Origin of the sequence: Halogeometricum sp. S3BR5-2, from assembly GCF_031624635.1 — an archaeon.
Classification (GTDB): domain Archaea; phylum Halobacteriota; class Halobacteria; order Halobacteriales; family Haloferacaceae; genus Halogeometricum; species Halogeometricum luteum.
In genome coordinates, this window is record NZ_JAMQOQ010000003.1 from 1 (window position 1) to 23,420 (window position 23,420).

Sequence of the window (23,420 nt, forward strand, 5' to 3'; positions counted from 1 at the left end):
ACAGCTGCAAAAGGCACTGAGCAACCGATTCTTTGACTCACTCGACGAGCTAACAACAGCGATCGACACCGCTCTCGACAAACTCTCCGTCCCTAAAGTGAGCAATTACTTCTAGTGTCTACTATAGCGCAGTGAAGAACAGCGGACACAGTGCTGTCCGGCCCTCGCTAGCAGCACTCGCAGCGTCCCGTATCGCACAGAGGAAGGGAAGTCCAAAAGACACGAGTTTCGGCTGTGTGCCCGTTGAGGTCCGATCCCAGCGAGCGACTGCTTTCGGCTCGTGCACGCCTTCTCGACTCGTGTTAGTCCCGATGCGATTCTATGTGCACTTTGAACAGCGATGCTTTCACTTCGAGTGTTCCGCGACGTAGACGCCAGCTAGCTCCGTGTCCTCGACCCGCAACGTCACCTCGTCACCTTCTTCGTAAGGGTGCGCAGTGACGACAGTCACTGCCTCGAGAGGCTGGCGACGAACGAACGCCCAGAGAAGTTGCAGGAGCGAGGGATGGCCCCCTTTCCGGACGACGATGACGTAGCGCGACTCGGCCAACTCCTGCAGACTGGACGTCAAATCGTGCTCGCCCAACTCGTTTGGAGGGACGACGTGCAGGACTTCGCCCTGAATTTCCTCGGTCACAGTCTTACGAGGAGAGCGAACAGGATGAATAACCTGCTATGGACCGAGACATCCGGGTGCAACAGGAGTTCTCAAGCGTGCGGTCTCGGAACTACTGAAATGAACCGTCTGGTTCATCGCGTAGAATCGCGGATGTATAATACTGTGGGGATGGCGTCTGTGTGCTAGAAACCTCACCAACGCGGGCGTAAACTGCGGACGAGGTGGTGTCCGTACTAGAACAGCAGCACTCATCAGACCCTCTGTGGAGAAAAGCAGAAGAACACGAGACACGGGAGGCGGCTGTATACGACTCCGAGTCAAACGGTGTCTCCGTGACCCACCCAGCCAACCGACCGTTTCTCTCGACGACCCAACAGCACCGAATTAGAGTTTACGGTATAATGCGACGGTACGTGCGAAAGCATCCGCACACGGTGAGCGTATCGCTTCCGGAGGTACGGGAACAGCCGCCGATTCCACAGAGAAAATCCGACAACATCAGCCGTGGGAGAATCTCAATGACGAGCCTCCAACTCCTCAATCAAATCCGAAAGTGTATCACGGACTTCTTTGGCCTTCTCTATGTCCATCTGTTCGTAGGCTAGCTTGCTGGCGTTGATACTGATCGTGCGACCGCCAGCATCAATATTCCAGTATTCCTCTCCGACAAGATGCACGCAGAGATAGAACATTCTCTTAGTATTATGTCATTTGTTCGTTCTCAAATCCTCTCACTCGTTTGCAGTGTATCCAGGGAGAGCCGCGGTGATTCACGCAGACTGACGCGTGTACGACAGGGCTATCTCTTCAGCCGACCATGTTCTTGAACTGAAAAGACATGGCATCGACACCAAGCCACCCAGTCACGGGAACCGAGCAATCGCCGACGGTGCGACGATGGAACTACTTGAGGGTCGGCGGGCTCGCGGCACTGGCTGAAGCGGCCATCTACGTCGCCGGGATCGCGTACTTCCTCGTAATCCTCGATTTCGCGGGCGCCGCTGGGCCGCTCGAACAGATCGAACTGTTCGTCGCGAACGAGACCAGCCTGTACGCGATGTACCTGCTCATCTACGTCGTCTTTGGAATCATCCTCGTGGCGCTCGTCCTCGCACTCCACGAGCGACTCGCGACCGACGCACCGATGCTGATGCGTGCGACGACCGCGTTCGGCCTCATCTGGGCCGGACTCGTCATCGCCAGTGGGATGGTTGCCACCCTCGCAACCGGAGTCGTTGTCGACTTGTATAGTACCGACCCCGCCCAAGCGACGACGGTCTGGCTGGCGGTCAGTCCGGTTATCGACGGGCTCGGAGGTGGAAACGAAATCGTCGGTGGTCTCTGGACGCTACTCGTCAGCATCGTCGCGTTGCAGACGCAAGCACTGCACCGCGTGCTGAACTACGTCGGTCTCGTGGTCGGCACGGCCGGCATCCTCTCGGCCATCCCGGCGCTCGGAGAAATCGGCGGGGGAATCTTTGGGCTCACCCAGATCGTCTGGTTCGTCGGCCTGGGCATCCTCCTCCTGCGCACGAGTCGGAGCTGAAGCCACAGGGCGTCGACCGTCCGAATCCCACGGTGGATTCGCGCATCTTCAGGCGCGGGAAAAAGTCGACAGAAGTCGTCAGTCTTTTTTGTTACTATTCCTACCACTGCGCATATGGTCCCACTCGAAGTGTCGACAGTCCCGCTTCAGGGCAGTGATACCGGTGGTATCGGACTTCTCCTGTTCCAGTTGGTACTCGCCGTGATTCAAATTGCCGGGATGTGGGCGGTATTCGAGAAAGCCGGCCGCGCGGGATGGAAGGCGATCATCCCGATATACAACTTCTACGTCATGCTTCAGATCGGGAAGAACGCGTGGTGGTGGTTGGTGCTCGTATTCGTGCCGATAGTGAACATTTACGCGCTGTACAAAATCCACGCCGGAGTGGCCCGATTCTTCGGGCGAGGCATCGGCTTTGGGCTTGGACTCACGTTCCTCGGCATCATCTTCTACCCACTCTTGGGCTTCGGTGACTATCAGCCCCGCCAGTCCGGTGGGCTGGCGTGACTACTCTCCTATCGAGGGTCTGAGGTCCATCACTAACTAAGGCAAGCGAGGACCACCGCATGTGTCTTCAATTATATAACTAGTTGAAAGAACTCTGCTCGTTTCAGACTCGGTGTACGATCAATGAAGTGAAGTCGAGCAGCGGGTATCAACGCAGGTCCGAGCTATGTCGCCCACTGCAGCGGAATTCTTTTGTGATGATACGCCGTCGATTCGGGTATAAGAGCCGACGAGAGTTCGGCATTATTCGTCTCCCTCAAAGAGGTCGTGTGCTCCGACCAGGATATCAAATTCGTGGTCACGTTTGGGTCTCAGATCACGGGAGAAGCGACTGACGCATCCGATCTCGATATCGCCGTCAAATTCTCTGACGATCTCTCGAGCAGCGAACGATTCGAAGAGCGGTGTTTCCTGTCGGGAGACCTCCAACAAGAGAGATGGCCATTTATCGACATCTCTGACATTGAAACGCTTCCTCTCGACGTCGCACACGACCCCGTCAACGGAACACTCGTCTGCGGTGACGAGCACGCGTTTGGACGGTTCAAGGAAACTATCGAAGCGACGTTCGATGACCAACGTGATGACCTTCGCCGACAGCAACGTGCTGTGATTTCGGATACGACGGGTACGAGGACGGAGTTCGGCGTTCTGTTGGAAAGCTTATATCGGTTCGGCCACGCAAGGAGCATATGTCAATGGGAAATCAGTACTCCGATCTTCGATATCCGCTCGGAGTTGTCGGACTCATCATCGTCTCGCTCTTCCTGAGAGCAGGCATCAGGAGGATTGTTGATGGCCTGGTTACTGACTCGGTCTCGTGGGTCCCACTGTTCGGTACGGTTGGGCGGACCGTGCTGATCTACAGTTGGGCTGTATCCCTGTTCGCGTTCGTTCTCGTTCCCATAGTGGCTTTCTGGTTCGGGACGAGGTACGGACAGAGATCAGGATGAGTATGGCCACTCACCGGGCTGTATCGGTGACAGCTCCCTCCTCGGCCGTCGTATGCACGAGACGATGCAAGTATGGGACACCTTTGACCTCGACGGCCTACCCGAAGTACAACGCGAGTTCTCCGAGGCGTGGCGGGATACCGACGAAATCATCTGCTCAGCCACCCTGGAACACCGTGCCGGAAGCGGACTCGCCCAGAGCAGACGTTCGACCCCGACAGGAGACAGGCCATGAGAGACCAAGCTGATCGCGACCTGTCAATCGGTGGCGCCGACCCCGCTGCCGAGGCCATCCGGGCAGACCCGGTCGACCGGTGCGTACTGCGCTTAGTCCCGACGATTGTCGGTGGGGGAACCCGACTCCTCCCCGACGCAACGCGGGTTGACCTGGCTCTCAATACGACGCGCCGTTTCGACGATGAGTCCGCCCTAGTCGACTACAGCCTCCGATGACGAAACCGATCCCCAAACAGGCATCGAGAAAGACCACCAGTCAGAGCACCGGAACGGATTGCCTTCACCTAGGAAACTACGCGCCCTCTATTCGGCACGTCCGCAGCAACCTCACCAAACCCTGCCAAGAACCACGTGCTGACTACAGAGGATGGATTCAGCACGGAGGGCTCGTTTATTCCACTCTGCCCAGACTGAACTAACCGCTGAGTAGCGCCTGCATATTCAGCACCACCCCACAAAATGGAGAGTTGCAGGTTGTCTATAGTACAACGTCACCTACTTGTGTCGGATTCCTCCTCGGGTCCACCACCGTTTTCCGGTAACTGGATGCCCGGTCTCGGCGTTTCGAACGGGCGACCGCCTTTCAAACTAAACAGCATCTCCCGGGTCGACAGAACCCGAATCTCCGGATACCGGCGTCTCTCGGCTTGCGCGTAGCTCGCGAGCGCGACCAATACGACGCCACCAGTCGTGTTGCCAAGCAAAATCGGAAGCCAGAACTCGTAAATCAGGGTGAGTACCCCCGGACTCGGCGTCTTGAGGAACATGACGAAGAGTGCTTCAGCGCCTGAACTCACGACGTGGTACAGGCCGAGGACGGGAATCGTGAAGAAGACGAGATAAGTGATTACGACACGCGAAATTGTATCTTGCACAGCCGTATGGAGCCACACCACGCCAGCAACAAGCCACCCCGCGAACAGGGCCTTGAAGAACAGGTCCCACCAGCCCAGTTCGAGGCCGTGCTGGAGGAATTCGGCTCCGACCTCCATCTCTGCCGGCGTAAGTACGTGCGTGTTTGCGAGGATGAACGCGCCGAACGCGGCACCGATGACATTCGCCAGCAGGACGACGCTCCACATGCGTAATAGCAAGGGGAGACTGGCCAACCGGGTTAGGACTAGCTTGACAGGTGGGAGAGTGGTCTCGGTGTACAGTTCGTACCGTCCGAGAATGATGTACATGAACCCGATCGGATACAGCACTGCGGCGAGGAATCTATTGTTTGGGAACGTCGCGGTCCCGACCGTGTAGCCGATGAACGTCAAGACGATCGCGAAGCCGGCGGTGAAACCGCTGAAAAACAGTTCCGAGAGCGTGCTGTCGATTTCCTCATCGGCGGACGCAAGTAGCCGTTGATGGATTTCATCCCATGAGAAGCGATCGCCGAGTGCCCAGCCCGCTGCCGGGACGCCGGAAGCAGCCCGGTCCTGGGACCGGACGACTGGTGGCGAGTCCTCGGATTCGTCGCTCATGAATACCCTCCAGACAGCAACTGCTGTGGTTCGACTATATTCGGAGTCGGGTCCGCTCGTTGGACGTGGATAATCCGGGATCCCGAGCCAAGATGAAATGGTGGTACCATAATGTCTCTCCCTGAATATGGGTGACAATCTGTAGCATTATGAGTTTTATCAGCGGTAAGCGGGAGACGGCTTCCGGCGTTCGGACGTATAGCGTTCCGTTATCCCGTGCATGTGAGTCAGGGCCAACTAACTGGTGACTATTCCTCTGAAGCTGCCATTCTGTTGACTACATCCTCTATACTCAGCACGCGACTCTTGACAGTGTTCGGTGAGGTCTCTGCAATCATGTTGAATAGAGGGCGCGAATCGGTCACTGGCACAGCATCCAGTATGTGCGAGTCGGATTGCTCAGAACAGAGCGTGTAGTTCGCGTCAGTGCTGACGTTTACAAATACGGGAACTCACATCGAAGTATGGTTGCCACGTATCCAATACTGTCACTACTGGTCATCTTCGCACTCTCATTGTTGATTGTGCGTATTGGTTCAATTGCGCTGGAGATGACGGGCCTCTCACCAGATGTGGCCTCCTTCCAAGCTACGTCGGCATTTTCTGGGGCTGGATATACGACCGAAGAGGCTGAACAGGCCGTCACCACGGCAGGCCGCCGCAAAACCGTGAAGGCGCTTATTCGGCTTGGCAGTATCGGACTCCTCGGTGCAATTTCGTCGCTTGTCCTTTCGTTCACCCGTACTGGTGGCGGAAACCTGCTGAACTTGTTGTACATTCTCGGTGGTGCCGGTGTGATTATTCTGTTCGCACGGAGTCGGTGGTTCAACCGACTCGTTACGCCATTCATCGAGTGGACACTTAGCAAGACGACAGAGTTGGAGGTCACGGATTATGCCCAATTACTTGGGTTACGACGCGAGTATCGTGTGGCAGAGGTAGAAATCAGCGCGGGTGATTGGCTGGCAGAGAAGACTATTACTGAGTTGGATTTACCAGGTGAAGGTGTGTCGATACTCGGCATCCGCCGGGACGACTCATACATAGGTGCGCCACAACCAGATGTGAAGGTAAAACCGGGAGACACACTTGTCCTCTATGGGAAACAAGACCGTCTAAAAGAATTGTCAGGACGTCTTAGTGGAGATACAAAAGCCCGAGGGGATGCTGTTGAAGACCATGAAGAAACACTTGAAGAGCAAAAACAACTCATCGAGCAATAAGCACCCTCTTCTAATCGATTCGTTCGGCCCATCCAGTGTGAACTAAAGGATGACGGTCTGCTGAATACATCCTCTGTCCGTAGCATCGTGACCGGGAAGTTCGAATGACCGATTCGCGCCCTCTGTTCAGCACGACCACACGGACCTCACCGAACGCTGTCAGAAACGAGTGCTGACTCTTGCGGAGCCCGTCTCTTCCCCGTTCGTACCGAGCAATCGTCCGCAGAGACTCACATAGATGCAAGGAGGAAGCCCACAGCTTCAGCCGTGGGAGGAATCCGACAGTCCATTCTACCAACCACGAACGATAGGAGTCCGACTCCCCCACGCCAGCCAGGGGGGTTTATAAAACACCACTCTATACGTGAAGTTACAGATGGAGGTCAAACGAACCATTCCGGTCGAACTCTCGGTTCCAGATGACCGAGAGGACGACCTCCATCAGACCATCGAGCAGTTCAACCACGCTTGCAACTACACCGTCCAACACGGTCGCAACGACGACGGCTACCTCATCCTCAACAAGTCCACCATACACGACGAGGTGTATCACGACTTGCGAGACGAGACAGACCTACCCGCGAACCTCTGCGTTCGAGCCTACTCGAAAGCCGTCGAAGCGATGAAATCCACCATCGCTGACTGGAAAAAGGGGAACAGCCGACCACTCCCACGGTTCAACGAATCGTCAGCAGTCTACGATAAACGGACGTTGACTATCAAGGACAGGTCGGCCACCCTCTCCACCATCAACGGTCGGGTCGCCGTAGAGTACGTTCTCGGTGACTACCAGAAGTCCTACCTCGATGATGACGACTACGAGAAGCGGATGGGAACGCTCCACTACCGCGAGGACGACGAAACGTTCTACCTCCACATCGTCATCAAGAAAGAGACCGAAGAACGCGACGGTGACAAAGTGTTGGGTGTGGACTTGAACCTGAAGAACGTCGCCGTAACGAGTACGGGGTCGTTCTACGATGGTGGTGAACTATTGTGGGGTCAGAACCACTACTTCCGCGTGCGTCGAAGCCTTCAGCACAAAGGCACTCGCTCCGCCAAGCAGGTACTCCGGCGACTGTCGGGGCGAGAAAACCGCTTCGTGCTGAATCGCCTGCACACGATTTCTCGACGCATCGTGGAAGAGGCAGACATCCACGACTGTTCGTACATCGCCGTCGAACGCCTGACCCACATCCGCGAGCGGATGGACAGTCGGAACGACCAAGTGAAGCGTCAGATGCACAACTGGGCGTTCCGCGAACTCCAAGACATGCTCGCGTACAAGGCTAGCGAGTACGGTATCCACGTTGAACAGATACCGCCCGCGTTTACGAGTCAGACCTGCTCGAAGTGCGGGCATCAATCCAGTACGAATCGTAATTCGGACGGGTGGTTCGAGTGTAACGAGTGTGGGTACTCAGTTGATGGCGACTACAACGCTTCCAAGAACATCGGTCAGAAACTGCTAACTTTACCAGAGGGCAAACGTCCCTCTGGGTTGGGCGACGGTCATCTCGCCCTCAAATCCGGGATGCTGAACGGGAATGGCGATTACGCCGCCTACGACGTTTCGTCGTCAGACCGGGAGTCCACGGACAAGCCCACGACTTCAGTCGTGGGTCGATGACACTTCGGTAACCGAGATCGCGTTGAGTGGTGTCCGCCCACCATGAGGCTCGAATCGTATCGTCATCCCCGCCTTCTATCCCGACGACGATATCTGATGAGAGAGATGGGGTTCACGCCGTCCTGCGGACGCGAGTGGGTCGACGTGTCGATATTCGGAATAGAGTTTTATTTCCTAGACATACACTTGTGAAATCGATATCCTGAAGATTTATTTACAGATGTGGTCTCAAAATCGGGCAATACATAGGCAGAGGTTTGGGCAGATTCCACAGTATCTGTTTGTCGGAGCATACTGGTACATTCGGTGCATAAATCGGAGAAAAAGACCGATCGATTTCGCGACGCCGAGGCCCAAGTCCGTAACCGTCCGACTCGTACTTCAACGAACCAAATTGCCATCCATTACACATCTATATATGTAATATCCCGATAGCGACATCCAGAGGACTGAGATTGTGACCGCTTATCGCTCATCAGCTTCAGGGAGTACAACGACGGCACTCACTCGCGCTCCCTCCGACCAAGTGCACGAGACTGTTTACCGAAGCGCGGAACCTTATATAGGCGAGATTGACCTCACCTACGGTCGATGAGAGCAGAGACACTTCACCTGGGTTCCGATTCAGAGATAACTATCGCTTGGTTGAACTGTGTTGTGTGGTAACTCGTCCTTCCCGAGATACAGAACATTATAAGTCGAACTACCAGAGCTCATCAGTGCTGACATCGAGGCTGAGGCGCCGGACAGACGAAAATAGCATACGGGGTGGGACCCCGTACCTCGAACAGCACAGTTTAGCGGAAAACCCACGAGAATTCGACCCCGAGACAGCCGAGCGGTTTCGACCGTTACTCGGTTCGGCGTAGCCCCGACGCGATTTTCTCGGCGGTCACGGGGAGGTCGACCACGCGCACGCCGCAGGCGTTGCGAACGGCGTTCGCGACGGCGGCCGGCGGGGCGATGTTACACGTCTCCCCGACGCTCTTCGCGCCGAACGGGCCGGACGGTTCGTACGGTTCGACGAGGATGCCCGTCGTTCGCGCGGGGATGTCCGTGGCTCGGGGAGACTCGTACTCCCGAAGCGTCGTCACTTCGGGGCGGCCGTCCTCGTCCCACGTGACCGCTTCGGATACCGCCTGTCCGTATCCCATGACGGCGGCACCGATGACTTGTCCGCGGCAGTTCTCGGGGTGGATGGCGTAGCCGACGTCGGCGGCGCTGACCAGTTGCATCACCTCGAAATCGCCCGTCTCCAGGTCGACTTCGACCTCCGCGACCTGTGCGGCGAACGGTTTCGGCGAGAGTTCCGGCGCGGCGTCGCCGTGGCCGATGATTCGTTTCTTCCGCCCATCGATACCGGTGAAGATGCGTTCCGCGAGGTCGGCGACTCGAATCTGGTCGCCGGACGGACCGGTGATGGCCCCTTCCGAGAGCGCGAGCGACTCGCGGCTATCCTCGAGGTAGTCGGTCGCGGCGTCGCACAGTTTCTCGGCGGCTTCTTCCGCGGCGCGTCGGACCGCCGTTCCGGAGACGTACGTCGTCGAGGAGCCGTAGGCGCCGTTGTCCCAGGGCGTCGCGTCCGTGTCGTCGCTCTGGACGTGGATGTCGCTCGTCGGGATACCGAGGACGCCCGAAGCGATCTGCGCCATCGTCGTGTCGGCACCTTGTCCGATGTCGCCGACGCCGACCCGAAGCGTCGCGGTGCCGTCGTCCTCGATGGTTATCTCCGCACCGGCGAACTCGTCGCCTGCGACACCGGATTTGTGCATCGCGAGTCCGATACCGAATCCGCGAGCGTACCGCCCGTCCTCCGTCTCGACCGTTCGCGGTTCGTCGCGCCAGTCGGCGTCCGCGGTCGCCTCGTCGATACACTCTTCGAGTCCGATGGCGGCGAAGGGACGCTTGCTCTCGGAGAATCCGGGGTCGAACGCCTTCAGACCGTCGTGGACGATGTTCCGCCGTCTGAGTTCGAGCGGCGGTATTCCGACCGCTTCGGCCACTTCGTCGATGTGACTCTCGACGGCGAACGCGCCCTGCGGCGACCCGTACCCGCGCATCGCGGCGGCGGGCGTGATATTGGTGTAGACGGCGCGCCCGGTGAATCGCCGGTTTTCGAGGTCGTACACGGACAGCGGTTCGTGCCCGCCGTTCGACAGTACGGTCAATGCGTGGTTTCCGTACGCGCCCGTGTTCGACGTAATGTCCACGTCCATCGCCGTGAGTTCCCCGTCCTCGGTGACGGCCGTTTTGACGGTGATATCCATCGCGTGCCGGCAGTGAGTCGCGTACAGGTCTTCTTCCCTCGACGTGACGAGCCGAACCTTCGCGTCGGCCTTCCGCGCGAGTGCCGCACAGTAGTACTGCGTCGGGAGCGTGTCCTGCTTCCCGCCGAATCCCCCGCCGACGCGTGGCTTTACCACTTTCACCTTCGCTCGCGGCAGGCCGAACGCGCGTGCGACGTTGTCGCGGACGAGATGAGGCGTCTGCGTGCTGGTGCGGAGGACGAGGCGGTCGCGGTCGTCTATCCACGCGATAGTGGCGTTCGGCTCCAACTGGGCGTGCTGAACGGTCTGCGTCGAGTACTCGCCCTCGACGACGATATCGGCCTCGGCGAAGGCGGCGTCCACGTTTCCCTCGCTCGATTCGACCTCGGCGACCACGTTCCGGTCGCGGTCACAGCCGGGTTGTGGGTTCTCGTACTCGTCTTCGTCGTGAAGCGTCGGTGCCTCCGGTGCCATCGCCTCCTCGGGCGCGAGGACGTGGTCGTGCACCTCGTACTCGACCTCGATGGCGTCGAGTGCCGCGGCCGCGATGTCGTCGGTGTCGGCGGCCACTGCCGCCACGGGGTCGCCGACGAATCGAACCGTCGGGTCGTTTCCTCCCTCGTCGTACGGTGCCGGCTGCGGGTGCGGGACGCCCTGCCTGCAGTAGCGGTGGGGAAAGTCCGCTGTTCGGGTGACGACGGCGCGGACGCCCTCCATCGACGCTGCCTCGGACGTATCGATGTCGCGGACGGTCGCGTGAGCGTGTGGGCTGTACAGGACCTTCCCCGCGAGTGCGTCGTCGGCCACCACATCGTCCGTGTAGGCCGCCTTTCCGGTGACGAGTCCGCGACCGTCGACCTTCTCGACGCTGTCGCCGACGTCGCCCGGGGCCGACGCTCGTCTCTCGTCGCGGTCGCTCACGCTACTCTCCGCGGGCGGCGTCCGGGTCTGCTCACTCATCGCTCTCACCACCGAATCCGCAGTCACAGCCCGGACACCCGCCGTCGGTAACGGCTGACGACTGCTCGGACGTCTCCGTCTCGCCTCGTATCCGCGCTGCGGCGTCTTCGACGGCGTCGAACTGTTGGACGTATCCGGTGCACCGACAGATGTTCCCGTTCAACGCGCTCGCGATCTCCTCCCGCGTCGGGTCGTCGTTCTCGCGGAGGAGTTTGGCGGCGGAGACCATCATTCCCGGAATACAGAAACCGCACTGCGCCGCGCCGTGGTCGAGGAACGCGGCCTGTACCGGATGGAGTTCGCCGGTCTCGTCGTCGACGAGTCCAGCCGCGGTCGTCAGTTCTGCCCCGTCGAAGCGGTCGGCCGGAAACAGACAACTCCGGACGACCCCGCCGGTGTCCTCGTTCAGGACGTTGCACGCGCCACAGACTCCCTCGCTACAGCCGTTGAGGACCGAATCGATTCTGTTGTCTCGGAGCGCTTGCATCAGGCTGCTTCCCTCTCGGTACGTGATCGTCCGGTGCTCGCCGTCTACGGTCAACTCTACGGACGACTGGCCGGTCACCTCGTCTCCCATTGACATAGGATTCGGTCACTCGCACATAAGCGTACTGCCGTCTCGAAGATGTAACGGCCCTGACCGTCCGGTTCGGCAAGAGGCGCGGTCCCGGGCGGCCGGGAGCAAAGAGGGCCGACAGTCGAAGCTCAGGCGTCACCGCGCTCCGTGCGGAGACGCAGAACGATCGGCGAGAAGAACATCACGAGAGAGAGCACGAGCAGGAATCCGCTGATGGGGCGCGTGACGAACACGGAGTAGTCGCCCCCGGAGATGAGCAGTGCGCGCTGGAAGCCGCGTTCGGCGATGGGTGCGAGGATGAACCCCATGATGAACGCGACGAGCGAGTACCCCCGTCTGTCGAGGACGAACGCGAACAAGCCGATCAACACCGCGACCATGACGTCCGTGATGTTCGTGCGGACGGCGTATGCGCCCATCAAGGCGAAGCTGATGATGGACGCGAGCAGGATGTCGTCCGGGAGGTCGTTGACGCGGGCGAAGTACTTCCCGCCGAGCAACCCCCCGAGGAGAAAGACGACGTTTCCGAGGAGGATGCTGATGTAGATGACGTAGGGGAGCGCGGTCCCCTCGAACGCTTGGGGGCCGGGTGAGATTCCGTACGTCACCATCACGCCGATGAACACCGCGGCCGACGCGCCGCCGGGGATGGCGAGCGCCATCGCGGGGACGAGCGCACCCATCGTCGAGCCGTTGTTGGCGGACTCGGCGGCCACGACGCCCTCGGGATTGCCGGTGCCGAACGACTCGGGTTTGTCGGACAGTCGGACTGCGACGAGGTAGGAGAGGAAGTTCGCCGCCGAGATACCGACACCGGGTATCGATCCGACGAACGTTCCGATGAGGCCGCCGCGGAGCATCCCGGTCCAGTCTCTCATCGCCTCGCGGACGCCCTCCCAGACGTTGCTGCCGGCGGCCGACACTCGGACCACCGAGTCAGTGGACAGCGTCATCTCGATGGCCTGCGAGACGGCGAACAGGCCGACGAGTAACACCACGAGGTCGATACCGCCCTGCAGATAGAACGTGTCGAACACGTACCGCGGACTCGCGCGGATGGGGTCGGTGCCGACGGAGGCGAACACGACGCCGATGGAGACTGCGACGAGCGACTTCAGGAGCGACCCTCGGGTGACCGCGGAGATGATCGACAGCCCGAACACCGCGAGCATGAAGAAGTCCGCCGGACCGAACTCCAGCGAGAAGTCCGCGAGGACCGGCGCGAACAGGGCGAGGAAGAAGAGGCCGATGACCGCGCCGACGAACGACGAGAGCGTGGCCGTTCCGAGTGCGACCGCGGCTTTCCCCTGTTTCGTGAGCGGATAGCCGTCCAACAGCGTCGCCGCCGACCCGGGCGTCCCGGGGATGTTGACGAGAATCGCCGACACCGACCCGCCGAACGTCGTCGACCCGTAGAGAACCGCCATCAACGAGAGGCCCACCTCGGGTTCGAGGACGAACGTGAACGGGAAGAACAACACCAGCGCGAGCGTCGGACCGATCCCCGGCGTCGCCCCGAGGAGGATGCCGATGAGAGAGACGGCGAGGATGAGTCCGAGCAGTTCCGGTGTTAGTACCGTCGCCAGCGCCTCCTGGATGTACCCGAGAGCAGTCATCAGAGCACCCCTCCGAGAATCGGAAGCTCGTACACGCCCTCGGTGACCGGCACGTGCAGAACTTGACCGAACAGGACGTAGATGGCGGCCATGACGAGGAGGCTGGCCACGATGCCCGACCGCCAGTCGCGACGACCCAAGAGACCGACGGTACCGAGGATGAGCAGGGGAATAGCGTAGAAGAAGCCGACGAGGTACGCGACACCGACGAAAACGACGAGCAATCCGATGATACCCACGCTTCGGGTAGTCCGGGAGGTGAGAATCGGCTCGACCGTCGGCCCCTCCGCGCGGGATGCGTCGTCGGTAACGCTCCCGCTCTCGGTTCGCCCCTCCTCATCGACCAGTTCCTCGCGATCCGTCTCCATCTCGTTGGCCATCCCCTGCGTCAGCACCTTGATGCGCTCGCCGTACGCCGGCGGAAGCACCTCCGAGGAGAACTGCACCACCAGAAAACAGAAACCCGCGACGAGGAACACCAGCGGGAATCGACGGGCGCTGTCCGGGTACTGCACCGTGACGGAGATAAGGTAGCCGAACACCGCCAAGAGCACCAACTGGTCCCACGTCGCAGCGAGGACGCCGCGCGCGTCCCTGCTCTCTCGCCTCTCTTCGTCGTATGCGTCGGTCATGGAGATGTGTGTGATGGATTCCGGTCGGCTTACTGGGTGAGTTCTCGATAGCGGTCCGCCGCGGCTTGGAGGTCGTCCATCTTCTGTCGCGTCTCCTCGGCGCCGACGCCGACCACGGAGAGCCCGTTGTTCTCGACGAACCCCTGGTACTCTTCGTTCTGGCACGCCGCCGTGATGGCGTCGGAGACCACGGACACGTTCGCCTCGTCGACGCCGGGCGGGCCGTGGATGGCCATCTCACCGGCGACGACCGGGATATCCCACTCGGAGATGTCGTTCACCGTCGGCGCGTCCGGGTAGCGTGGCGACGGACTCGGTCGGTCGACGAGCAACACGTCGATGCGGCCGTCCTGAACGAGACCGGTGAGATCCGAAGAGGAGTACGCGATGTCCACGTCACCGGACGCGGCCGCGGCCCCCGCCTCTGAACCGCTGTCGTATGGGACGGCGCTCACCTGTTCGCGGTAGTTGATACCGAGCGAGTCGAGAACGCTGACCGCGCTGAAATGCGTGGTCGACCCCGTCCCCGTGGAGGCCATCGTGAACTCCGAATCGCCGAGCTGACTCATCATGTCACTGAGGTCTTCGTACCTCCCCGCGGGCGCGACGAGCAACGAATAACCCGCGTCGACGGTCCCCATCGGCGTCAGCTCCGAGGGGTCGTACTGGGTGTTGAACAGCGCCGCCCCCAGAATCGTCGTCGGGAGGTACTGCGCGATGAGCGAGTAGCCGTCCGGGTCCTGTCCGTAGAGGTAGTTCATCCCCGTACGACCGGACGCGCCGCTCCGGTTCTCGACGATGGTGTTCCCGCCGAGTTCCTCCTCGAAGTAGGGCTTGAACCCGCGGTAGCGCGTGTCGTTGCTTCCCCCGGCCCCGAAACCGACGACCATCGTGATCGTCTCCGACGGGTACGACCCCGACTCCGAGGACGTGTCGGTACTCGATTCTTCGGAGGTCGACGACTCGGTCGTCCCCTCGCCGCCGCTGTCGCCTCCGTTGCCGTTACCCTCGCCGCCCCCCATACACCCGGCGAGACTCGCGATGCCGGCGAGCCCGGTTGCTTTGATAACCGATCGTCTATTCATGATACTGCTGTGATTGTCATTCATCCGCACACGTATGAGACCACAGCAGTAAATATAATCATTTCCCTTCGTGCGGGACTCACCGCCGATATTCACGCGAAACGGTGGGTCAACCCTATGAACATCCAGTTCGTGGTCCGGTCGGTCGACACGCTCGGGCTGTCGGCACCTGTGCACGCTCGCTGTCGTCGGACGACACAACGGTTATCACAGTGGAGGAACGTGTGACAAGGTGACAGTCGAACACAGCGCGGCGAAACCACCGAACTCAGCACGATGACAAGCGAACACAGCTACAACAACACGCTCAGCGTCGTCGGCGACACGCCGATGATCGAACTCCCGTCAATGCGTCCCGAGGGGGGCGCGTCCATCTACGTGAAGTGGGAGGGGGCGAACCCGACGGGGAGTCTCAAGGACCGAATGGCGCTCGCGATGATCGAACGGGCGAAGGAGCGCGAGGAACTCGGGCCGGGAGATTCGGTTGTCGAGTTCACCGGCGGGAGCACGGGGTCGAGTCTCGCGTTCGTCTGTGCCGTCCTCGACCACCCGTTCTCCGTCGTGACCGCCGACTGCGTCGCCGACGAGAAGATCGCGTCGATGCGAGCGCTCGGCGCGCACACCGTCGTCGTCGAGACGCCCGACGGGGAGATGTACGACGGTCTCTCGGACGACCTCAGAGCGGAAGCCGAGCGTATCGAAGAGGAGACCGGCGCGTACTTCACCGACCAGTTCAACAACCCCGACCAGCTCGACGGCTACGGGGCACTCGGACGAGAGATACTCGACGACAGACCCGACCTCGACGACTTCGTGATGGTCGTCGGAACCGGTGGCTGTGCGATGGGCACCTCGCGGTCGTTTCGGGAACGGGGTGCCGACGTTGCCGTCACGCTGGTCGAACCCGAGGAGTCCCCCGTCATCTCCGCCGGGACGACCGGGTCTCACAGCGTTCAGGGGACGGCCATCCTCGGCTCGCCGCCGCTCGTAGAGCGAGAACTGTACGACCGAGTCTGTACGCTCTCCAACGCCGAAGGAGTCGAGTGCGTCCGGCAACTCGCCCGCGACGAGGGGCTGTTAGTAGGGACCAGCACCGGCATGAACGTGGCCGCGGCGAGACGCGTCGCGGCGGACCGCGACCCCGAGCAATCGGTCGTCACGGTCGCGTGCGACACCGGTCTCAAGTACCTCTCGGACGGGCTGTACGAGGGAATAGCCGAGTCGAAGTTCTGTTTTTCCTGACCCGCCCCTCGTCCGTCCGGACTAAGCGGTAACGTTTTGCCCACCGCCGTCCGTGCTCTTGACGTATGTCAGCGGACACCACGTTTCAGTCGGTGTGGATGCAGGACCTGACCTGGCAGGACATCGAGTCGTACGTCGAAGCGCGCGACGACCCGACGGCAATCGTCCCCATCGGGTCCACCGAACAACACGGCCCGCACCTCCCACTCGGCGTGGACGCCTACCAGGCGATCGGTATCGCCGAGGAGTCCGCCGAAGCCGCGGACGTGCTCACCACGCCGCCGATATGGTACGGCGACGCGAATCACCACCTCGCGTTTCCGGGGACGCTGTCGCTGTCGACGCAGACGGTCATCGCCGTGTTGAAAGACGTGTACGCGAGCCTCATCCACCACGGCTTTACGAACATCGTCACCGTCAACGGGCATCGTCTGGCGAATCTCCCGGCGATCGAAATCGCCTCGAAACAGACCAAAGAGGAACACCCGGACACGTTCTTCGCCACGGTCGACCTCGTGCGCGCGGCGGTCCGCCTCCACCGTGAACTCCGCGAGGGCGACGAGGAAGCGGGCTTTCACGGCGGGGAGTTCGAGACGTCGTTCATCATGGCTCGACACCCCGAACTCGTCAAGGAAGAGAAGATACAGAAATCCGAGGAGACGTCGTCTTGGACGCGATTCGCGTCGAACGACTACGTCAACATCGACGACAGCATCCAGACGGCGAGCGCGCACCAAGACTGGGCCGAAGACGCGATGGGACATCAGGGCGACCCGACGTTCGCATCGCCGGAGAAGGGCGAGAAACTCATCGCCGGCATCGTCGCGAACGTCGTGGAGTTTCTCGGGGACCTCGAAGACCTGCGGGCGGCGCAGCGGAGCGACGACGGGGAGTCGCTCGGCCTCACCTACTGAGAGACAGTCCTCGCCGGAGGCGACAGCGTTGCTTCGACCGCATTTTCGAGAACTCGGCTCGACGCGACTGAGTGCGGACGCACTCATCACGAACGTTTATTACCGCCGTGAGTGACTCTCAGCCGTTAGCCGGCCACCGGCAGAGAGTACCATGCACGCAGTAGCATTCCACGAACACGGAGAGATCGACAACTTAGAACTGATGGACGTCCCCCGTCCGACACCCGAATCCGACGAGGTGATCGTCGCCGTCGAGGCGGCGGCGCTCAATCACCAAGACCTGTTCGCGGTGCGAGAACTCGACCACTACGTCCCTCAGTATCCTTTCTGGGGCGGGGGCGACATCGCGGGCGTCGTTGACGAACTCGGCGACGAGGTCACCGGATGGGAGGAGGGCGACCGAGTCGCCGTCAATCCCGCCATCTCCTGCGGCGAGTGCGAGTTCTGTGTCCGCGGCGAGCACTCCCAGTGTGCGAACTACGCGGTGTTCGGCGAGCACCGACTCGGCGGGTTCGCCGAGTACGTGGCCGTCCCCGCGGAGAACCTCGTCCGCGTCCCGGACGGCTACGAGATGACGAAGGCCGCCGCTGCACCGATGGCCGCCGGGACGGCGTGGCGCATGTTGGTCACCCGTGCGGACGTCGACCCGTGGGACGACGTGCTCATCGTGGGCGCGTCCGGCGGTGTCGGTTCGTACGCCGTCCAGATAGCGAAGAACGTGTTGAACGTGGGGACGCTGTACGGGACGACGTCGAGTGCGGCGAAAGCCGACTTCCTCCGTGAGTTGGGCGTCGACGAGGTCATCGACTACACCGAGGAGGATTTCAGCCGGGTCGTCTGGGAGGCCACCGACAAACGCGGCGTCGATGTCGTCGTGAACAACGTCGGGGGCGAGACGTGGGTGCCGTCGCTTCGGACGCTCCGAAACGGGGGGACCCTCGTCACGTCCGGAGCGACCGCCGGTCCGAACCCCGAAACCGAGATCCGACTGCTGTTCGTCCGGCAGTTGAACGTCCTCGGGAGCACTACGCACACTCGCGACTCGTTCGCGACGATGATGGAGTACGTTTTCGACGGCACCATCGACCCCGTGGTGCAGGAGACGTATCCGCTCGAAGAGTTCGAGGAAGCGTTCCGCAAGATGGCCGACCGGGAACTGTACGGGAAGGTCGTCTTGACGGTGGGGGAATGACGAGCGACGAGACGGCGGCCTTCGCGAATCGACCGTCCGTGACGCCGCCGCCGGGCGAGACCGAAGCGTGGGAAACGGCGACCAGAGAGGTTGGGTCGCTGCTGGACCCGGAGGCTGTCGCGGTCGTCGGTGCGTCGAACACCGAGGGGAAACCGGGGTACGCGCTGGTCGAGAACATTCGTATCAACGGCTACGACGGAGCCGTCTACCCGATCAATCCGAAGGAGACCGAGATTCAGGGGCTGAAGGCGTACCCGTCCATCGAAGACGTGCCGACCGACGTGGACACGGCGCTGTTCGTCGTGCCGGGCCACATCATCCCCGATATCGTTCCCTCCTGCGCCGAGAAGGGCGTCACCAGCATCGTCGTCGTCTCGGCCGGGTTCGGTGAGGCGGTGGACGCGGACCGCCAGGAGATGCAGGCCGAGATAGCCGAGGCGTGCAGACAGCACGGTATCCGCGCCATCGGGCCGAACACGACCGGCATGGTGTCGATGAAACGTGACTTCGTCGCGAGTTTCGTCCCGTTCCCGCGGTGGCACGACGGGAACGTCGCGCTCGCCGCCCAAACCGGTATTTTCGCCGGCGTCTACATGGAGGAGTTGATGGCCCGAGAGGTGCAGAAACTCGGTTACAACTACAGTCTCGCCCTCGGGAACAAGATGGACTTAGACGAGACGGAGTTCGTCAAGTACGCCGGACAGGACGACGACGTGGACGTGGTCCAACTCCACCTCGAATGCATCCGGAAACCCGCCGAGTTCTTCCCCGCGGCCGGTCACGTCGCTTCCTCGAAACCCGTCGTCCTGCTCAAGACCGGACGCACTCCCGAGGGCCGCGCGGCGTCGCGGTGGCACACCGCGTCGACGCCCGGGCCGGACGACGAGGTGACGAACGCCTGTCGCGCGAACGGTGTCGTGCGCGCCGATACCGTCCCGGAATTCATGAACTACGCGAAGGGGTTCTCCTACCAACCCGCACCGCGCGGCCGAAACGTCGCGGTGTTGTCGCTGTCGGGGGCGAACGCCGTGATGGCCGCCGACTACGTGAGCGACTCGATGCTGGACCTCGCGTCGCTCTCCGAGGAGACGCTCGAAACGGTGAAAGCGCTCGTGCCCGACTGGCAACCGGTCCGCAACCCAATCGACCAGTGGCTCGCGCTTCCGAGCGGTGCGCGCGAAGCGCAGGAAGTGCCGCTGAACGCCGTCCTCGCCGACGACAACGTCGACGCCGTGGTCACCATCCACCTCGCGACGGACGAACCCGACTTCGACGGCATCGGCGACGTGTACCGCGACGCGATGGCGGACCATCCCGAAAAGCCGGTTCTCTCGTACGTCATGGGGGCGGAAGTCAAAGACGGCTGGATCGAATCGATGGAGGGGACCGGCGTTCCGGTGTACGAATCGGCCGTCGAGGCCATCAAAACGCTCGAGCAGATGTACTGGTGGCGCCGGTACACCGACGGCGAGGCGGCGTACGATTCCTCGCTCCCGACCCGCAACGACCGAGTTCTCTGAGACCCCGCTCAGAGGTCGAACAACTTCGCTGCGGTTCCGCCGAGGACGGCCTCGCGCTCCGAATCGGTCAGGCCGAGTGCTTCGAGGTCCTCGAACGTCCCCGCGGCGTCCTCGGCCTCGAACGGATAGTCGCTGGCGAAGAGTAAGCGGTCCGCGCCCACCGTGTCGACCGCGCATCGAAGTGCCGGGACGTGGTGGGCGATGGCGTCGTAGTACAGCGTTTCGAGGTAGTGAGTCGGGCGGTGCTCGGGCAGGTCGTCCGCGTCGGCGTCGCCCGCGACCCGTTCTTTCGCGATGTCGTAGGCGGTTTCGAGTCGCCCCGCGAGGTACGGAAGCGCGCCGCCGAGGTGTGCCACGACGAACGGAATCTCGGGGAAGCGGTCGAAGAAGCCGTCGAAGACCAGTCTCGAAATTTGGACTGTCGTCTCAGTAGGGAAGATGACCATCGGCTTCAGCATCCACTCGTCTTCGCCCATCGACTCGGTGAGAGCGTTGTACCGCGGATGGACGAACACCGAGAGGCCGCGGTGTCGGATGCGTTCGAAGACGGGGACGAACGACGGGTCGGACAGCGGCGTCCCGCGAACGGTCGTCTTGAGGGCGATACCCGCGAGGTCCAGTTCGTCGGCAACGCGGTCGACCTCGGCGACGGCCGCTTCGGGGTCGCGCATCGGCAGGCAGGCCAATCCGTTTATCCGACCGGGGTGGGCGTCGCGGGCGGCGGCGTAGCCGTCGTTGAGGGCGCGCGCGAGTTCGACCGACTCTTGGACGGTGAACGGACCCTCGTTCGGCGACGGCTTCGAGACCGAAAGGAGTCCGACGTCTACGTCGTGTTCGTCCATCCACTCGATGCGGGTGTCGAGGTCGGTGAATCCCGGATAGAGCGGAAACGAGTCGTGTTCGTGGCTAATGTAGGGCATCCCGTCGCGTTCGGTGACGCGGACCGACCGCGCTTTCGCGCCGAGGGCTTCGAGGTACGCTTCCGGCAGGAAATGCGTTTGCACGTCGACGGTTTGCATACGTCGAACGGGCGGCCGCAGGCGATAAATGTGGTGGATGGTCTCATGGACCACAACTGATAAGAGCGACCCTGTGAATACCGAGACATGGTCAAGGACCTACGGGACTTTCTCGCCGAAGTGGATGCAATCGGCGAACTGGAGACGTTCAAGGGTGCACACTGGAATCACGAAATCGGCGCCGTAACCGAACTCGTCGCGGAGAAGGGAAGCGGCCGAGGGGGTCCGGCGTGTCTGTTCGACGACATCGAGGGATATCCGTCCGGATTCCGCGTCCTCTCGAACACGTTCGGGTCGATAGAGCGCTCACGGATCACGCTCGGAAAGCCGGAGGGGACGACGGCGATGGAGATGGTCGATCAGTGGCGAAAGGACATGAAGGCGGAACCGTGGAGCGACGAGGGTGGAAGCGGCGACGGGACGACGCTCGTCGAGGACCCGACGCCCGAGGTGGCACCGATACTGGAGAACGTGGACGCCGGAGACGACGTGGATGTGACGAAGTTCCCCGTCCCGGTGTGGCACGCGCAGGACGAGGACAACCGCTACATTGGAACGGGATGCACCATCCTCACGAAAGACCCCGACACCGGGTGGGTCAACCTCGGGGTCTACCGCTCGTCGATCATTGACGAACAGACCGTGACGATGGGTATCTGGCCCGGCAAAGACGGTCTCGTGACGATGCGGAAGTACCACGAACGCGGCGAGGACTGCCCTATCGCGATGGTGGTCGGGTTGGACCCGTGGACGTGGCTCGCGTCGACCATCACGCTACACAGACAGGAGTCGGAGTACGAGGTGGCGGGATGGCTCCAAGGCGAACCGATTCCGGTCATCGAAGCCCCCGACACCGGTCTCCCCATCCCGGCGAACGCGGAGATAGCCCTCGAAGGCTACCTGCCACCGCTCTCGGAGGAACGCTGTACCGACGGCCCGTTCGGGGAGTGGCCGGGGTACTCCACCCCGCCGCACCCGGACCTCCCGGTGATGCACGTCACGAACGTGATGCACCGCGACGACCCCATCCTACTGGGTCAGCCACCGCTTCGGCCGCCTGCGCTGTACACCCTCGGCGTTCCCGTCCGGACAGCGGGCGGCGTCTGGAATCAACTCGAAGACGGCGGCGTCCCGAGCGTCACCGGCGTCTGGAGCCACGTCATCGAACGTCCGATGTTCCTCGTGGTGTCGATAGAGCAAGAGTATGCCGGTCACGCGAAGCAGGCGGGCCTCGGTGCCGTCAGCACGCCCAACGGGTCCTATGGCGGGCGGTACGTCGTCGTGGTCGACGACGACGTGGACGTGACCAACCTCGACGAGGTGCTGTGGGCGATGTGCACGCGGTGCCGCGCGGAAGACGTAGAGATAGTAGAAGGAGTATACACCAGTCCGCTCGACCCGTTGGTGCAGGACCGCGAACGCCCCACCAGCGGTCGCGTCATCGTCGACGCAACTCGTCCGTACGACGAGGAGTTCCCCGAAGCCATCGCGTTCCCTGACGACTACCGTGAGGAAGTTCGGGAGAAGTGGGGGCTCGACGCGGTCGGAATCTGACCGGAAGAGCGAAGAGCTAACGCTCTATTACCACGGTATGCAGTCCTCTAACAGGGTCGTCGTCGGCGTCACCGGCGCGACTGGGCAACTGTACGCCATCAAGGCGCTCGAATTTCTCGCGAACGCCGATGTCGAGACTCATCTCGTGCTCTCAGACGCTGCCGGACTGAATATTCGACAGGAGTCGGAGTACACCGTCGAAGACGTCCGCTCGCTCGCGGACTACGTCCACGACAACCGTAACATCGGCGCACCGACCGCCAGCGGCTCGTTCCGAACGCGCGGGATGCTCGTCACGCCGTGTTCGATGAAGACGCTCTCGAACATCGCACACGGCAACTCGACGAACCTCATCGCACGGTCGGCGGACGTCGCGCTCAAAGAGCGCCGTCCGCTCGTGTTGATGCCCCGAGAAAAGCCCTTCAACCGTATTCACCTCAAGAACATGCTGGACGCCACTGACGCCGGTGCCATCGTGATGCCGCCGCTACCCTCCTTCTACAACCGCCCGGCCTCCATCGAGGAGATGGTCGCCAGAACGATAGCCCGGACGCTCACCTACTTCGACGTCGATGTGGCATTCGACGAGTGGGACGGCATCTCTTCGGTGGCCGATTCAGAATCGAACGGCGGAGGGGACGGCGATTGAACG

At 61.5% G+C, this 23,420-nt stretch carries 21 protein-coding genes and 1 pseudogene; 13 read left to right on the forward strand and 9 right to left on the reverse strand.

From position 1 onward, the window contains the following. Positions 1–115, forward strand: a pseudogene (locus NDI79_RS12055) (IS630 family transposase); the annotation flags it as partial. Between the two features lie 231 nt (positions 116–346). On the opposite strand, the gene NDI79_RS12060 reads toward NDI79_RS12055, so the two are convergent. Further along, a complete protein-coding gene (locus tag NDI79_RS12060) occupies positions 347–637 on the reverse strand; it encodes a DUF7526 family protein (RefSeq protein WP_310928740.1) in 291 nt (96 codons plus the stop codon). A 497-nt stretch (positions 638–1,134) separates the two neighbouring features. Beyond that, on the reverse strand, positions 1,135–1,296 hold the full coding sequence (locus NDI79_RS12065; protein WP_310928741.1) for a hypothetical protein: 162 nt from the start codon (positions 1,294–1,296) through the stop codon (positions 1,135–1,137). Between the two features lie 161 nt (positions 1,297–1,457). On the opposite strand from NDI79_RS12065, the gene NDI79_RS12070 reads away from it, so the two are divergent. The 4 genes from NDI79_RS12070 to NDI79_RS12085 all read left to right on the forward strand — a co-directional run bounded on the left by NDI79_RS12070 (position 1,458) and on the right by NDI79_RS12085 (position 3,625). After that, positions 1,458–2,165: a hypothetical protein gene (locus NDI79_RS12070; RefSeq protein ID WP_310928742.1), complete on the forward strand. Its 708-nt coding sequence runs from the start codon at positions 1,458–1,460 to the stop codon at positions 2,163–2,165. Between the two features lie 114 nt (positions 2,166–2,279). Continuing rightward, positions 2,280–2,672, forward strand: coding sequence for a DUF5684 domain-containing protein (locus tag NDI79_RS12075; protein ID WP_310928743.1), 393 nt, complete (start codon positions 2,280–2,282; stop codon positions 2,670–2,672). A gap of 294 nt (positions 2,673–2,966) precedes the next feature. Continuing rightward, positions 2,967–3,443 (forward strand): nucleotidyltransferase domain-containing protein, encoded by a 477-nt coding sequence (locus NDI79_RS12080; protein ID WP_310928744.1) that lies wholly within the window; start codon positions 2,967–2,969, stop codon positions 3,441–3,443. Continuing rightward, entirely contained in the window at positions 3,365–3,625 is a 261-nt protein-coding gene (locus NDI79_RS12085) for a hypothetical protein (protein ID WP_310929307.1), read from the forward strand. The genes NDI79_RS12080 and NDI79_RS12085 overlap by 79 nt, the downstream gene beginning before the upstream one ends. Positions 3,626–4,353: 728 nt before the next feature. Here the strand turns inward: NDI79_RS12085 and NDI79_RS12090 are convergent. Further along, on the reverse strand, positions 4,354–5,337 hold the full coding sequence (locus NDI79_RS12090; RefSeq protein ID WP_310928745.1) for a formate/nitrite transporter family protein: 984 nt from the start codon (positions 5,335–5,337) through the stop codon (positions 4,354–4,356). A gap of 464 nt (positions 5,338–5,801) precedes the next feature. On the opposite strand from NDI79_RS12090, the gene NDI79_RS12095 reads away from it, so the two are divergent. Then, positions 5,802–6,560, forward strand: a complete 759-nt coding sequence (locus NDI79_RS12095; protein ID WP_310928746.1) for a potassium channel family protein — start codon at positions 5,802–5,804, stop codon at positions 6,558–6,560. A gap of 376 nt (positions 6,561–6,936) precedes the next feature. Continuing rightward, positions 6,937–8,190: an RNA-guided endonuclease InsQ/TnpB family protein gene (locus NDI79_RS12100; RefSeq protein ID WP_310928747.1), complete on the forward strand. Its 1,254-nt coding sequence runs from the start codon at positions 6,937–6,939 to the stop codon at positions 8,188–8,190. A gap of 851 nt (positions 8,191–9,041) precedes the next feature. Here the strand turns inward: NDI79_RS12100 and NDI79_RS12105 are convergent. From NDI79_RS12105 to NDI79_RS12125, 5 genes are all read right to left on the reverse strand, one after another. Further along, positions 9,042–11,417 carry a xanthine dehydrogenase family protein molybdopterin-binding subunit gene (locus NDI79_RS12105; RefSeq protein WP_310928748.1) on the reverse strand — a complete coding sequence of 792 codons (2,376 nt, stop codon included), beginning with the start codon at positions 11,415–11,417 and terminating at the stop codon, positions 9,042–9,044. Further along, positions 11,410–11,994, reverse strand: a complete 585-nt coding sequence (locus NDI79_RS12110; protein ID WP_310928749.1) for a (2Fe-2S)-binding protein — start codon at positions 11,992–11,994, stop codon at positions 11,410–11,412. Before NDI79_RS12110 ends, NDI79_RS12105 begins: the two co-directional genes overlap by 8 nt. A 128-nt stretch (positions 11,995–12,122) precedes the next feature. Then, the gene (locus NDI79_RS12115; RefSeq protein ID WP_310928750.1) at positions 12,123–13,610 is read right to left on the reverse strand and encodes a tripartite tricarboxylate transporter permease; all 1,488 of its coding nucleotides are present in this window, start codon (positions 13,608–13,610) and stop codon (positions 12,123–12,125) included. Continuing rightward, entirely contained in the window at positions 13,610–14,242 is a 633-nt protein-coding gene (locus NDI79_RS12120) for a tripartite tricarboxylate transporter TctB family protein (RefSeq protein ID WP_310928751.1), read from the reverse strand. The genes NDI79_RS12115 and NDI79_RS12120 overlap by 1 nt, the downstream gene beginning before the upstream one ends. Before the next feature lie 29 nt (positions 14,243–14,271). Beyond that, a complete protein-coding gene (locus tag NDI79_RS12125; RefSeq protein WP_310928752.1) occupies positions 14,272–15,264 on the reverse strand; it encodes a tripartite tricarboxylate transporter substrate-binding protein in 993 nt (330 codons plus the stop codon). Positions 15,265–15,603: 339 nt separating this feature from the next. Between NDI79_RS12125 and NDI79_RS12130 the strand changes: the two genes are divergently transcribed. From NDI79_RS12130 to NDI79_RS12145, 4 genes are all read left to right on the forward strand, one after another. Then, entirely contained in the window at positions 15,604–16,569 is a 966-nt protein-coding gene (locus tag NDI79_RS12130) for a PLP-dependent cysteine synthase family protein (RefSeq protein WP_310928753.1), read from the forward strand. Positions 16,570–16,634: 65 nt separating this feature from the next. Then, a complete protein-coding gene (locus NDI79_RS12135; protein WP_310928754.1) occupies positions 16,635–17,483 on the forward strand; it encodes a creatininase family protein in 849 nt (282 codons plus the stop codon). Between the two features lie 151 nt (positions 17,484–17,634). Further along, positions 17,635–18,675 carry an alcohol dehydrogenase catalytic domain-containing protein gene (locus NDI79_RS12140; protein WP_310928755.1) on the forward strand — a complete coding sequence of 347 codons (1,041 nt, stop codon included), beginning with the start codon at positions 17,635–17,637 and terminating at the stop codon, positions 18,673–18,675. Continuing rightward, positions 18,672–20,195, forward strand: a complete 1,524-nt coding sequence (locus NDI79_RS12145; protein WP_310928756.1) for an acetate--CoA ligase family protein — start codon at positions 18,672–18,674, stop codon at positions 20,193–20,195. Before NDI79_RS12140 ends, NDI79_RS12145 begins: the two co-directional genes overlap by 4 nt. An 8-nt stretch (positions 20,196–20,203) precedes the next feature. Here NDI79_RS12145 and NDI79_RS12150 read toward each other — a convergent pair whose 3' ends face one another. Beyond that, a complete protein-coding gene (locus NDI79_RS12150) occupies positions 20,204–21,214 on the reverse strand; it encodes an amidohydrolase family protein (protein ID WP_310928757.1) in 1,011 nt (336 codons plus the stop codon). An 87-nt stretch (positions 21,215–21,301) separates the two neighbouring features. On the opposite strand from NDI79_RS12150, the gene NDI79_RS12155 reads away from it, so the two are divergent. Then, the gene (locus NDI79_RS12155; protein WP_310928758.1) at positions 21,302–22,768 is read left to right on the forward strand and encodes a UbiD family decarboxylase; all 1,467 of its coding nucleotides are present in this window, start codon (positions 21,302–21,304) and stop codon (positions 22,766–22,768) included. A gap of 37 nt (positions 22,769–22,805) precedes the next feature. Continuing rightward, positions 22,806–23,417 (forward strand): UbiX family flavin prenyltransferase, encoded by a 612-nt coding sequence (locus NDI79_RS12160; protein ID WP_310928759.1) that lies wholly within the window; start codon positions 22,806–22,808, stop codon positions 23,415–23,417. The last annotated feature ends 3 nt before the right edge of the window (positions 23,418–23,420 follow it).